General features: G+C 71.3%; 10 protein-coding genes. 3 read left to right on the top strand and 7 right to left on the bottom strand.

Annotated features, from left to right (window positions below):
* Positions 1-2: 2 nt before the first annotated feature.
* The 4 genes from OIE74_RS03640 to OIE74_RS03625 are packed head-to-tail and all read right to left on the bottom strand — an operon-like array spanning position 3 to position 4,623.
* Positions 3-1,358, bottom strand: a complete 1,356-nt coding sequence (locus tag OIE74_RS03640; RefSeq protein WP_329378328.1) for a GH1 family beta-glucosidase — start codon at positions 1,356-1,358, stop codon at positions 3-5.
* Between the two features lie 59 nt (positions 1,359-1,417).
* On the bottom strand, positions 1,418-2,296 hold the full coding sequence (locus OIE74_RS03635; RefSeq protein WP_329378326.1) for a carbohydrate ABC transporter permease: 879 nt from the start codon (positions 2,294-2,296) through the stop codon (positions 1,418-1,420).
* A complete protein-coding gene (locus tag OIE74_RS03630) occupies positions 2,286-3,296 on the bottom strand; it encodes a carbohydrate ABC transporter permease (RefSeq protein WP_329378324.1) in 1,011 nt (336 codons plus the stop codon). The genes OIE74_RS03635 and OIE74_RS03630 overlap by 11 nt, the downstream gene beginning before the upstream one ends.
* Positions 3,297-3,306: 10 nt before the next feature.
* A complete protein-coding gene (locus OIE74_RS03625; protein WP_329378322.1) occupies positions 3,307-4,623 on the bottom strand; it encodes a sugar ABC transporter substrate-binding protein in 1,317 nt (438 codons plus the stop codon).
* Positions 4,624-4,763: 140 nt separating this feature from the next.
* On the opposite strand from OIE74_RS03625, the gene OIE74_RS03620 reads away from it, so the two are divergent.
* Entirely contained in the window at positions 4,764-6,110 is a 1,347-nt protein-coding gene (locus tag OIE74_RS03620; RefSeq protein WP_329378320.1) for an ROK family transcriptional regulator, read from the top strand.
* A 25-nt stretch (positions 6,111-6,135) separates the two neighbouring features.
* On the opposite strand, the gene OIE74_RS03615 is transcribed toward OIE74_RS03620, so the two are convergent.
* Together OIE74_RS03615 and OIE74_RS03610 are read right to left on the bottom strand one after the other, a co-directional pair.
* Positions 6,136-7,272, bottom strand: a complete 1,137-nt coding sequence (locus OIE74_RS03615) for a LacI family DNA-binding transcriptional regulator (RefSeq protein WP_329378318.1) — start codon at positions 7,270-7,272, stop codon at positions 6,136-6,138.
* A 16-nt stretch (positions 7,273-7,288) separates the two neighbouring features.
* The gene (locus OIE74_RS03610) at positions 7,289-9,838 is read right to left on the bottom strand and encodes a glycoside hydrolase family 3 C-terminal domain-containing protein (protein ID WP_329378316.1); all 2,550 of its coding nucleotides are present in this window, start codon (positions 9,836-9,838) and stop codon (positions 7,289-7,291) included.
* A 231-nt stretch (positions 9,839-10,069) separates the two neighbouring features.
* Here OIE74_RS03610 and OIE74_RS03605 point away from each other — a divergent pair, with 231 nt between their 5' ends.
* A complete protein-coding gene (locus tag OIE74_RS03605; RefSeq protein WP_329378314.1) occupies positions 10,070-11,380 on the top strand; it encodes a peptidoglycan DD-metalloendopeptidase family protein in 1,311 nt (436 codons plus the stop codon).
* Here OIE74_RS03605 and OIE74_RS03600 read toward each other — a convergent pair.
* Positions 11,261-12,418 carry a DMT family transporter gene (locus OIE74_RS03600; RefSeq protein ID WP_329378312.1) on the bottom strand — a complete coding sequence of 386 codons (1,158 nt, stop codon included), beginning with the start codon at positions 12,416-12,418 and terminating at the stop codon, positions 11,261-11,263. The genes OIE74_RS03605 and OIE74_RS03600 overlap by 120 nt on opposite strands.
* 246 nt (positions 12,419-12,664) lie before the next feature.
* Between OIE74_RS03600 and OIE74_RS03595 the strand changes: the two genes are divergently transcribed.
* Positions 12,665-13,423, top strand: a complete 759-nt coding sequence (locus OIE74_RS03595) for a (2Fe-2S)-binding protein (protein ID WP_329378310.1) — start codon at positions 12,665-12,667, stop codon at positions 13,421-13,423.
* Positions 13,424-13,456 lie beyond the last annotated feature (33 nt).

Genomic DNA, 13,456 nt, shown 5'->3' with positions numbered 1-13,456 from the left:
GCTCAGGCCGCCTTGTGGCTCCGGCCCGCCAACTGGCGGATGATCTCGGCGTACCGGTACCCGCTCGACTTGATCGTCCGTCGCTGCGACGCGTAGTCGACATGGACGAGGCCGAACCGCTTGTCGTAGCCGTAGGCCCACTCGAAGTTGTCCAGCAGCGACCAGGCGAAGTACCCGGCGAGCGGCACCCCCTTGCGTACGGCGCGTGCGCAGGCCTCCAGATGCTCCTCCAAGTAGCGGGTGCGCTCCGGATCGTCGACCGTCCCGTCGTCCAGCAGGACGTCCGGATAGGCCGAGCCGTTCTCGGTGACGTACACGCGCTGTGCGCCGTACTCCCTGGTCAGCCGGAGCAGCAGCTCCTCCAGGCCGTCCGCGTGCACCTCCCAGTCCATGGCCGTGTGGCGTACGCCGGGCAGATAGACCTGCTTGGCGTACGGCGCGGGCCCGGCCGGGTCGTCGGCGACGACCTGGCGGAAGTAGTAGTTCAGCCCCAGCCAGTCCAGCGGCGCGGCGATGGTCTCCAGGTCCCCCGGGCGCTCGGGCAGCTCCACCCCGTACAGATCGAGCATGTCCTGCGGGTAGCCGCGCCCGTGGACGGGGTCCAGCCACCAGCGGTTGACATGGCCGTCGGCCCGTACGGCCGCCGCCCGGTCCGCCTCGCGGTCGGTGGCGGGCTCGATCGGGCTGAGGTTGTTGACGATGCCGATCCGGGCGCCGGAGGAGGCCGCGCGGATCGCCTGGACGGCGAGTCCATGACCGAGATGCAGATGGTACGAGGCGTGCACGGCGGCCTTGAGATCCGTCAGCCCCGGCGCCATCTTGCCTTCCAGATGGCCGATCCAGGCGGAGCAGAGCGGCTCGTTGAGCGTCGCCCAGTCGGTCACCCGGTCGCCCAGGCGCTCGGCGACGACGGAGGCGTAGGCGGCGAAGTGCTCGGCCGTCTCGCGGGCGGGCCAGCCGCCGCGGTCCTGGAGCGTCTGCGGGAGGTCCCAGTGGTAGAGGGTGGCGAACGGGGTGATGCCCGCCTCCAGCAGGCTGTCCACCAGCCGGTCGTAGAAGCCGATCCCGGCCTCGTTCACCGGCCCGTCGCCGCCGGGGACGACACGCGGCCAGGCCAGCGAGAAGCGGTACGAGCCGACACCGAGCCGCTTCATCAGCCCGATGTCCTCGGGGACCCGGTGGTAGTGGTCGCAGGCGATGTCCCCGGTGTCGCCGTTGTCGACGGCACCGGGGGTGTGCGAGAAGGTGTCCCAGATTGAGGGGGAGCGGCCGTCCTCGGCGACGGCGCCCTCGATCTGGTAGGCGGCGGTGGCGACGCCCCAGAGGAAATCGTGGGGGAGGGCGTTGAGTTCGTTCACGGACTGCCTTTCCGGAGAGGGCGCTTGAGGATTCTGACGAGCACTCATCTGACGGCCCGTCATTTCACCGCGCCCGCCGTCAGCCCCGCGACGAGATAGCGCTGGAGAAGCAGGAATCCGGCGACGACCGGCACGCTGACGACGAGCGAGGCCGCCATGATCTGGTTCCAGTACACGTCGTTCTGGGTCGCGTAGCCCTGGAGACCGACGGCGAGCGTGCGGGTCTCGTCGTTCGTCATCACGGACGCGAAGAGGACCTCTCCCCAGGCCGTCATGAACGCGTAGACCGCCACGGCCACGATCCCGGGGATCGCGGCCGGCACGACCACCCGGAACAGCGCGCCGAACGGACCGCAGCCGTCCACCATCGCCGCCTCGTCCAGATCCCTCGGGATGGAGTCGAAGTATCCGATCAGCATCCAGATGGAGAAGGGCAGCGAGAACGTCAGATAGGTCAGGATGAGCCCGCCGCGCGACCCGTAGAGGGCGACGCCCGTGCTGTTGCCGATGTTGACGAAGATCAGGAACAGCGGGAGCAGGAAGAGGATGCCCGGGAACATCTGCGTGGAGAGCACCGTGACGGTGAAGACGCGTTTGCCCCTGAACCGGTAGCGGCTCACGGCATACGCGGAGAAGACCGCGATCGTCACCGACAGCACCGTCGCCGCACCCGCCACGAGAAGTGAGTTCATGAAGTAGTGCGCGAGCGGGACGGTGTCCCAGATGTCGAAGTACGGGCGGATCGTGATCTCGGAGGGGATCCACTGGAACGTGTCGGTCACGTCCTCCAGCGGCTTCAGTGAACTGCTGACCATCACATAGACGGGCAGCAGGGCGAAGGCGGTGAGGAACGCCAGGATGATCCGGCGCGTCCAGCGGAAGGACGCCGGAGGAGCGAGGGGAGATCTGGCCTTGCCGGCCAGGGCCTTAGACGGCACCGGAGCCCTTCCTTCCGCGCGAGGTGGCCACCAGATAGACCGCCGTGACCAGCAGCAGGAAGAGCAGCAGCAGGACGGACATCGCGGAGCCCGTGCCGAAGTTCCAGGTGACGAACGACGACTGGTAGATATGGATCGAGATGAGGTCGGCCGCCTCGGGCGCCGACTCGCCGAACAGGACGTACGGCGTGTTGAAGTCGTTGAACGTCCACAGGAACAGCACCAGCACCAGTACCTGGTTGACCGGGCGCAGCGACGGCAGGGTGATCTTGCGGATCTGCTGCCAGATGCCCGCGCCGTCGATGGACGCCGCCTCGTACAGCTCGCGCGGGATGTTCTGGAGCCCCGCCATCAGCATCAGGAAGGCGAACGGCCAGGACTTCCAGACGGCGACGACGACGAGCGCGATGAAGCTGTTGTCACCGATCAGCCAGAAGGACGGCTCGTCGGTGAGGCCGAGCTGGTTGTGCAGGACATGGTTGATCATGCCGTTGTCGCGCTGGAACATGAACGCCCACGTGATGACCGCGGCGTACACCGGCAGGGCGTAGGGCGTGAGGAAGACCGCCCGCAACAGGCCCCGGCCGCGGAAGTTCCCCTGGAGCATCACGGCCGCGGCCATGCCGAACAGCCAGGACAGGCCGACCGTGATGACGGTGAAGAGACAGGTGACGTAGAACGAGTGGAGCAGCGCCTCGCCGAGCGGGGCGTCGAAGTCGACGGCGATCTTGTAGTTGTCGAAGGCCCGCCACGGAGCGTTGCCCCAGTTGTTGATGTAGAGCTGGGTCAGTTCGCGGAAGCTCATCACGATCCCGATGACCATCGGGACGATGTGCACGAGCAGTTCGAGCAGTACGGCCGGGAGCAGCAGCAGGTAGGGCAGCCCGCCCTGGCGGATCCGGTCGGGGATGCGCGGCAGCCGTCGCCGCCGCGCGCCCCCGTCGCCCTGGTCCGCACCGCTGCCCGACTCGCGTACGGGGGGAGTCACGGTGGACGTCATGGGCGGTGCCTCACTGCTGCATCTGCTGCTGGGCCTTGTCCAGCCGCTTCTTGACGGACTCGGTGGTCACCGGGGTCCCTGAGGCGGCGTCCGCCCACAGGTCCTTGACGGCGGTGCCGACGGCGGTCTCGAACTGCGACTCCTCGGGCACCTGGGGGAGCGGCGCCGCGCTGCCCGCGAGGGTGTCGCGCAGGACCTTCAGGTCGGGCGCGGCGAACGCCGGGTCGGACTGGGCGGCGGCGACGGGCGGGATGGAGCCGTAGGTCTTGTTGAGGAGCTTCTGCTCGGCGTCGCTCGTCATGAACTCGACGAACTTCTTGGCGCCTTCGATGTTCTTGGTGTTCTTGAAGACGGCGATGTTGATGCCGGCGACCATGGAGTTCACCTGCTCGCCGGTGCCGGGGGTGCCGGACGGCACGGGCACGGGCGCCGCGCCCCAGTCCTCGGGCTTCATGCCCTGCGAGGCGAACGTCGAGGCGGCGGCCTGCCACAGCACCATCGCGGTCTTGCCCTTGGCGAAATCGGTCAGCGACTGGTTCTGGGCGTACTCCGCGTTGCCCGGGGCGATGATCTTGTCCTTGGCCATGAAGTCGATGTACTGCTTCACGGCGGCCACATTGCCGTCGGTGGTGAACGTCGGCTTGCCGGACGCGTCGAAGAAGTTGTCGCCGTGCTGCTGGCCGAGCGCGAAGACCTGGTGGATGTTGTTCGACAGATTGCCGCCCTCGGTGCCCAGCGCCCACTTGCCGTCCTTGGACAGCTTCTTGCCGTCGGCGACCAACTCGTCCCAGGTGGCGGGCGGTCCGTCGATACCGGCGTCCGCGAACATCTGCTTGTTGTAGTAGAGCGCGTACGCGAGCGAGTACAGCGGTACGGCCGCCGGCGGCTGCCCCTCCGCACCGGCGGACGCGACGGCCGAGTCGACGAAGCGGTCCCGGCCGCCTATCGCCTCGAAGTTCTTGTCGTCCCAGGGCAGCAGCGCACCGGTCGCCTGGAGCGAGGCCGACCAGGTGTTGCCGATGTTGAGAACGTCCGGGCCCTGGCCGGACGTGGTGGCCGCCAGGATCCGGGTGAGCAGGTCGGACCACGGCACCACTTCGAGCTTGACCTTGATCCCCGTCTCCTTCTCGAACTTCTTCAGCTCGGGAGTGAGGATCTTCTTGTCCGCCTCGATGTTCGGGCCCTGGTTGGAAGCCCAGTAGGTGAGCGTCTTCGGTGAGTCGTTGCTGCCGCCCTCGTCGGTGGACGTACCGCCGCCGCATCCGGTGACGGTGGCGGCGAGGGCGGTGACAAGGGTGATGACTGCTGCGGCTCTGGTTCGGCGCATGGGACGGCCCCTTTCCGGGGTGGCCGCGTTCGAGAGTCGAACGCGGCCTCACGGCTTAATTTATGTCGTGATTTAAGAGGTGAGGGAAGGTCGCGTCAAGGTCTGGGGCCGGGGTATGTTGCCTGCTGGGAAGGAGCACCATGGCCGAACGGGACAGAAGAACAGTGCGTGACCTGCGCCGGGGCAACCGGGCGAGGGTGTTGCAACGGTTGTATTTCAACGGGCCCCTGAGCCGTCAGGAGCTCGGTCCCGCGACCGGTCTGAGTTCAGGTTCCATCAGCAACGTCGTCACCGAACTGGCCGCCGAGCGCCTCCTGGAGGAGGCCGGAGTGGTCGACTCCGACGGCGGCAGACCGCGCACGCTGCTGCGTGTCGCCCCCGGCGGCGCGCTCCTCATCGGCATCGACATCGGCGAGACCCGCGTCCGCGTCGAGCTCTTCGATCTGTCCCTGACCGAACTCGCCCGCACCGAACGGCTGTTGGCGCAGCACGGCCACGACGTCGAACGTATCGTCGCGCACGTCCGCACCGGCGTCGCCCACGTCCTGCGGGACGCCGGGGCCGACCCGCGCGAACTCATCGGCATCGGCATCGGCGTCCCCGGCATCATCGAGCGCGGCGGACCCGAGGGCGCGGTCGTGCACGGACAGACCATGGGCTGGGCCGCCGTTCCCTTCGAGAAACTGCTGCGCACGGCCGTCGACATACCGGACGAGGTCCCGCTCTTCATCGACAACGGCGCGAAGACCCTGGGCCAGGCCGAGATGTGGTTCGGCGGCGGCCGGGGCGCGGGGACGGCGGCCATCGCGCTCATCGGTTCAGGAGTCGGCGCGAGCGTGATTCACGGTGGCGAAGACGGCGCGCTCGACGGGAACCACCGCAGCAGCGCCCTCGAATGGGGCCACACCACCGTGCAGCTGCGCGGACGCCGTTGCCGCTGTGGCTCCATCGGCTGTCTGGAGGCGTACGCGGGCGCGGAGGCGATGCGCGAACGATGGCAGGAGGCGGGCGGTCCGCTCCCCGCCGACGCGGACGACGAGACGGCCCTCGCGGCCCTGCTGGCCGCGGCCTTCCCGCCGCCCGGCGGTCCCGCGCCCGACCAGGTCGCGGTGTCACTGCTCGACGAGACGGCGGAATGCCTCGGCGCGGCCGTCGCCGACCTGATCAACCTGTTCCTGCCCGAACGGGTGTTGCTCGGCGGCTGGGCCGGCCTCCAGATCGGCCCGCACCTGCTGCCGGACATCCGCCGCTACGCGCGCGAGTACGCGCTGCGGCACACAGGGGCGCGGGCGACCGTCGAGTTGGGGCGCCTCGGCCCCGACGCGGTCACGGTCGGCGCGGCGACGCTGCCGCTGTCGGACTTCCTGGCGCGCGGGGGGACACGGCCGTTGCCGGACGAGACGCCCCGGCCGGGGAGCACGCGCGGGGTGGTGCCGGCGGACCGGTGGTCACGCACCACACCACCGGCGCTGGAGACCAAGCCCTGACGGGCCGCAGGGCGCGTAGGAACGGTCAGGCCGACGCGCGGACGACCAGGGTGGGTTCGAAGATCACCGATGTCACCGGGCGGTCCGGGCGGGACAGTCTGTCCAGCAGCAGTCGCGCCATCTCCGCCGCCATGTCCTCCACCGGCTGACGCACCGTCGTCAGCGGGGGGCGGCAGGACGCCGCCGCGCGGCTGTCGTCGAAGCCGATCACCGCGACGTCCTCCGGCACCCGCAGCCCCCGCTCGCGCAGCACCTGGCACGCCCCCACCGCCATCAGGTCGTTCGCCGCGAACAGCCCGTCCAGATCCGGGTGTTCGGCGAGCAGCCGCTCCATGGCCGAGGCGCCGCTCTCCTCGGTGAACTCGCCCTCGGCGACGGGGATGTACGGATGCCCGTGCCGGGCCATCGTGTCCCGGAAGCCCGCCAGCCGGTCCTGGCCCGCCGGTACGTCGAACGGTCCCGCGATCGTCGCGATCCGCCGGCAGCCGCGGGCCAGCAGATGCTCGGCGGCCAGCCGGGCGCCGTCCTGGTGGGCCAGGTCGACGTAGCTGATCCGTACCGGACGGGCGGGGCGCGCGTACAGCACGGCGGGCAGACCGGCGTCCGTGATGAGCGCGGGCAGCGGGTCCTCCGCGTGGGTCGAGACGACCAGGGCGCCGTCGGCGCTGCCCTGACGGAGGTACGACACCACCTCGTCCCGCGCGCGAGAGGTCTCGGCGAACATGAGCACCGGGTGAATCCCGCGCGGGCGCAGGAAGTTGACGACGCCCGTCACCACCCGGCCGAAGAACGGGTCGGCGAAGACCTCGGTCATGAACGAGCCCACACCGCCGTCGAATCCGGCGCTCTCCCCGTCACCCCCGCGGCTCCCCTGGGCGGCGGACACCGAGGGCCCCGCCGTCGCGGCGACCGGCGGCGGGTCGTCCCCTGCGCCCGAGACCACCAAGGCGATCGAGTCCGCCTTGCGGGTGACCAGCGAGCGGGCTGCGCGGTTCGGTGTGTACCCGGTGACCGCCACCGCGTCCCGTACGGCCGCCTGGATCACCGGATCGACGTTGCGCACGCCGTTGATGACGCGGGAGACGGTGGCGCGCGAGACCCCTGCCGCCTTGGCGACATCCTCCAGCGTGGGCGCGCCGGCCGCTCGTGAATCCTCCGTCATGAGCGCATTTATAGCATCAGCGGAGAGCGCTCTCCATCGACGGACCCGCCGTGAGCGGCCCCGTCGCCCGCACCGTGAGAGCCGTGCGCAGCGGCAGTTCTCCCGACGAAGACCCCGCCAGGAGCGTGAACTTGCCCGGTTCGCTCTCCCAGCGGCCGTGCTCCGTCGACCAGTGCGACAGCGCCCGCGCCCCGAGCCGTACGGTCACCACGGCCTCCTCGCCGGGACCGGCCTCGACCGCCGCGTAACCCGCCAGCGCGCGCACCGGCCGGTCGACCGCCGTGTCCGGGCGGGCCAGATAGACCTGGACGACCTCACGGCCTCTGCGCGGGCCGGTGTTGCACAGCCGTACGCGTACGTCGACGGCCTCCCCGGACCCGCGCACGGTGTCCGGTGCCTCCAACTCCTCGTACTCCCACGTGGTGTAGCCGAGCCCGTGGCCGAACCAGTACGCGGGCTCCGCCCCGGCCCGCAGCCACGCGCGGTGGCCGATGTGGATGCCCTCCTCGTAAGGAAGGCGTCCGCCGCGCGGCCGGGTGCCCAGCACCGGGACGTCCTCCTGGGCCAGCGCCCAGGTCGTCGGCAGCCGTCCGCCGGGCTCGGCGGCGCCGAACAGCACGTCGGCCAGGCCGTGTCCGGCCTCCTGGCCGGGGAACCAGGCGAGGAGCAGCGCGGGTACGTCACGGTGCCAGGGCAGCGCGACCGGGCCGCCCGAGTTCACCAGCACCACCGTGCGCGGATTGGCGCGGGCCACCGCCCGTACGAGCGTGTCCTGCCCGTCCGGCAGCGCCAGGGACTCGCGGTCGCGGCCCTCGGACTCGCTCTCCTCGGTCGTGCCCACCACGACCACCGCGACATCGGCCGCCCTCGCGGCGGCCACGGCGGCGGCGAGAGCGCTCTCCGCGTCACCCGGCGGGGGCGCTGCGGCCAGCAGGGTGGCCACACCCGTTCCGGGGTCGAGCCGCCGCCGGGCCACGACCTCCGCCTCCACGCCCTCGGTCAACTCGGCCTCCGTACAACGGTAGGGCGGGGAGACATGCACACGGGTGGGGTCGTCGCTGTCGAGCGGGAAGTCACCCGTCAGGAGCGTCCGGCCGTCCACCGACAGGGAGATGAGCCCCCAGCCGCCCACCCCCAGCGTCCAACTGCCGCTCTCCGTGGGGCGGACGAGCGCGCTGATCTCCACGGTGACGGCGCCGGGGACGCGGGCCGGTTCCACGATGCGGCCCGACAGGCGGTGTTCGGCGTGCAGTTCGGCGCCCGCGGCGTCCAGCAGCCGTACGAGAACGCCCGGTTCACCGTCGCGCGGGTCGCGCGTCCAGGCCGGGTCGAGCGGGCGCGGGCGGGTGTGGGGCGGCAGGCCGGGCGCGTACGTCACATCGGCCGCCGCCCGGTCCGGGGCCCCGGCGGCCTCGCGCAGCGCCGTCTCGATCCCCTCCAGCGGCGTGACCACGGAGGAGGGGAACACCTCGGCGCTGCCGCCTCCTTGGATCCGTACGGCCGTCGCGTGCGGTCCGATAACGGCGACGCGGCGCGTCCGGGACGGATCCAGGGGCAGCAGGCCGCCCTCGTTGCGCAGCAGGACCGTGCCGGCGGCGACGGCCCGCCGCAGCAGGGCCCGTTGCCCGGAGTACGGGGTCAACAGCCGCCGGACAGGCCCCAGCGCACCCACCCGGCGGGCGAGCCGGAGCAGCCGCCGTACCTTGGCGTCGATCAGCGCCTCGTCGATCAGGCCCGTCTTCACGGCGTCGAGCAGTCCGGCCGCCCAGGGGCTCTCCGGGCCCGGCATGGCGAGGTCCTGGCCCGAGCGGGCGCTGTCGAGCAGGGTGCGCACCGCGCCCCAGTCGGAGACGACCAGCCCGTCGAAGCCCCAGCCGCCGTACGGCGGCTCGTGTCCGTCGGCCGGTCCGCTTCCGTCGCCCGGCCGGTCTCCCTTCAGCGGCAGCTCCAGGAGCGGACTCGCCGACATCGTCTCGCCGTTGACCTTGTTGTACGCGGACATCACCGCCCAGACACCCGCGTCCACGGCCGCCTCGAACGGGGCCAGATAGATTTCGCGCAGGGTCCGTTCGTCCACCCGTACGTCGACGTGCAGCCGGTCCGTCTCCGCGTCGTTGGCCACGAAGTGCTTGGCCGTGGCCGCCACCCCGCCCTCCTGTACGCCCGTCACGAAGGCGACGCCCGCGCGCGCGGTCAGCAGCGGATCCTCGGAGAAACACTCGAAGTGCCGCCCGCCCAGCGGCGATCGGTGCAGATTCAGGGTCGGCGCAAGCAGCACCTGGACACCCTTGCGACGCGCCTCGGCGGCCAGGAGCCCGCCGAGCTCCCGCACCAACTCCTCGTCCCAGGAGGCCGCGAGAGCGGTCGGCGACGGCAGGACGAGAGAGGTCCGCCGTTCGTCCCAGGCGTCGCCGCGCACGCCGGCCGGTCCGTCGGACATCGTCAGGGGACGGAGCCCGACGGCCGGTTCGCCGTACGTACGCCAGTTGCTGGCGCCCGTCAGCAGACGCACCTTCTGCCCGGTGTCGAGTTTCTCCAGCAGCCGCTCGGTCTCGTCCTCGGCCATACCGCCCCTTCAATCCTGTTGGAGAGCGCTCTCCCGTCGACTGCCCAAGACTCGCCGGACGGTCCGTCGGCTGTCAATCCCGGCCCCTGGGCTGCGACGACGCACGGCGGGCGCACACGTGCCGTGCGGGCTCCCCGGGTGAGCCCTTGTCATTGCACATGCGACTGCCCTAAGTTGACCGATTGCGACGTGTCCCAGACGTCCTTACCTGCCAGTGGGGGAGCCGAGACCATGGCCGCAACCGGTCGCCACCGCAGATACCAGCCGAGCCGCATCAACCGCGCTTCGCTCACCGTGACGGCGGGCGGCGCGGGCATCGCCCTGCCACTCATCGGCGCGGGCACGGCGAACGCGGCTCCCGTGGACACCTGGGAGAAGGTCGCGGCCTGCGAGTCCACGAACAACTGGCAGATCAACACCGGCAACGGCTACTTCGGCGGGCTTCAGTTCAGCCAGTCCACGTGGGAGGCGTTCGGCGGCGGGCAGTACGCGGCACGCGCCGACCTCGCCACCAAGGACCAGCAGATCGCGATAGCCGAGAAGGTCCTCAAGGGCCAGGGACCGCGAGCGTGGCCCCACTGCTCGGTGGAGGCCGGACTCACACGCGGCGGCGACGCCCCCGACGTGTCACCGGCCAAGGCCCGCGACCCCCGGGGCGGCCAGGACACCGCGTCCGCGCGGAAGGCCGGCGACTCGGCGAGCGCCCCTCGGAGCGATCCCAAGAAGGCCGCCTCGCCCACGTCCGTGCCGACCGAGCGTGAGGGCTACACGGTGGCGGGAGGCGACTCGCTCTCCGGGATCGCGGCCTCCAGGGAACTGCGGGGCGGCTGGCAGCGGCTGTACGAGGAGAACCGCAGGGTCATCGGCAGCGACCCCGATCTGATCTTCCCCGGACAGAAGCTCGTCCTGCACGTCTCCGCCCCTTCGAAGGACAAGCCGGCCGCCGAGGCGCCCGCCCCTCCCAAGGAGGCGGAGAAGCCGGCGAAGAAGCCCGCCGCGAAGGCGCAGCCGCCCAAGCAGGCCGAGAAGCCCAAGCCCGAGCCGCGGGCGGAGAAGCCGAAGGAAGAGCCCCGGCAGCAGCCCAAGCAGCAGGCGTCGAAGCCGCGGCCCAAACAGGAGGCGTCGAAGCCCAAGCAGTCGTCCGGCTTCAGCGCGCCGGTCAGTGCGGGCACGGGCACCCCGTACCGGCAGGCCGGCTCCTGGGCGAGCGGCTACCACACCGGCGTCGACTTCCCCGTCCCCACGGGCACGTCGGTGAAGGCCGTGGCCGGTGGCACGGTCGTGTCGGCGGGCTGGGAGGGGGCGTACGGCTACCAGGTCGTCATCCGGCACGGGGACGGCAAGTACAGCCAGTACGCGCACCTGTCGGCGCTCAACGTGCGTGACGGTCAGAAGGTGAACGCGGGCCAGCGCATCGCACGGTCAGGATCGACCGGAAACAGCACCGGACCGCACCTCCACTTCGAGATGCGAACGGGGCCCGGCTACGGCTCCGACATCGACCCCGTCTCCTACCTCAGGGCGGGCGGAGTCCGCCTCTGAGCGGACGGTCCGCCGCAGGATGTGGCGCACGGCCTTGTGCTCGGGCCGGTCCGGCCCCTGGCGCCGGCTCGGCTGCCGGTGCCAGGCGGCCGGGTGCGCCCAGGCGTGACGCTGCTCGACCCGCGTGGCTCCGGCCTGTCCGTTGTCCGGTGCCGCGACGCTGCCCGGGGCCTCGGCGCCGAGGGCGGGCTCCCCGGCAGCCGCCGCCGTCTGCGCGGCGAGCCGCTCCGTCGTCAGGAGGACCAGTCCGCCGGCGGTCACCACACCGAAGCCGAGGGCGAGCAGGCCGCCCGTCAGGCCGTACCGGAATCCCTCGTTGAACAGGGTGAGTCCGACCGCGGCGGCGACCACCGGATTCACGACCGTGACCGTGGCCAGGGGCGCGGCGAGCCCCGCGCCTCGGTAGGAGGCCTGCGAGAGCAGCAGCCCGGCCACGGCCAGGACCGCGATGACCAGCAGGCTCGGCACCTGACCGCCGAGCGTGCCCTCGCTCCAGTCGACGGCGACGGTCTTGGTGAACACCGAGGAGATACCGAAGGCGACACCGGCCGCAGCGGCCAGCAGCACACTGCGGACGGCCGGACGGTTCACGGCCTGCGCGACCAGGAACAGCAGGCCCACCACACCGGCGGTGGCGACGGCCACGAACATGCGCTCACCGGAGCCCAGCGAGTGGGACCCCGCGGAGCCGGTCAGCGCGAGCAGCCCGGCCAGTCCGAGCGTCGCCAGGAGCGCCCCGCGCCAGGCGGCGGCACCCGCCTTGCGGCGGACGAAGACGGCCGCCATCGGCAGCGCGAAGACGATCGTCAGGGCACCGAGCGGCTGTACGAGGCTGAGCGGTCCGTACGCCAGCGCGACGACGTGAAGCAGTCCGCCCACACCGTTCAACGCCACAGCGGCCCACCACACGCCGTGATGCAGGGGCGCGTAAGGCCTGGCCGGTGTGTCAGCCGCTACGCGCTCCTGGAGGATCGCCCCGGCCGCGTACGCGACCGCGGAGACCAGTGACAGCAGCACGGACAGCGCGAGTGCACTCATATATCCACGATCTCTCGCCAGGTGCGATTAGTCGTCGTCCTGAAGACGGCATTCCGACGTACTGCTGTAGTAGTACGTCGGTGGAGCCGTAGTCATTCCCCTGACGGTGGCCTCCGACCTCGGGCGGAGTCGCCGGGGGCACGCGGCGCTCCGGAACGGGCACTCACCGCGACCGCCGGACGTTACGGACAGTAATGGTCGGTGACGATCGAAGACAGCGGTGATGATCAGAGACGGGGGCGGCAGATGGATCTCGCGGAGGTCGGGTCGGTGGGCGGGTTCTTCGCCCTGCGGACGGAGGCGGCCGAAGGACCCACGGAAGGGCTCGCCCAAGGCGGCGCGTACATCCCGTTCGCACAGATCTACGCGGGCGACATCGCGCCACTTTCGGCGCGCGTCGACACGGTCGCCCGGAAGCTCGGCGCGCCCGAGCGCCGGATCGCCGCGTCCGTCGCGCAACTGGGGCTCGCCGCCCGGCTCTGGTCGGTCGCACTGGGCTCGGCCGCGCTGCACGGCGAGGTCCCTCACCTGGATCCGGCGCGGCTGCACTGGGCCCCGCTCCGTTCCTCGCCGGACGACCTCCGGCTGCCCGAGCCACGCGCCTTCCCCACGGACGGGGGCACAGTCCCCGCCCTCGCCGATGCGGTCCGCGAGGTGGTCCAGTACGGCCATCTCGTTCCGCTGACGACGGCCCTGCGGGCCGACGGCCGTATCTCGCCGCGCCTGCTGTGGGGCAACGCCGGCTCGGCCCTGGCGGGGGCCGTACGCGAACTCCGAGTCTGGAGCGGCCGGGCCGGACGGCCCGAGGCGGGCGAGCGGGCCGCCGCCATCGGCGCGGCGCTCTTCGCCCACCCCGACCTGCGAACCACGGGTGTATCGCGGCACGGCTCCTTCCGCCGCCACAGCTGCTGCCTCTACTACCGTTGCCCCTCCGGCGGCCTCTGCGGGGACTGCGTCTTCGACCGGCCGCCGCAGCGCTCTTCCCCACGAGAGGTTTCCGGGTGACCATGACATGGCTGAGATCGTCGGGCGACGGGG

Origin of the sequence: Streptomyces sp. NBC_01716, assembly GCF_036248275.1 — a bacterium.
Lineage (GTDB): Bacteria > Actinomycetota > Actinomycetes > Streptomycetales > Streptomycetaceae > Streptomyces.
The sequence above is the reverse complement of the archived record's forward strand: the minus strand, read 5'-3'. Positions and strand labels throughout refer to the sequence as shown.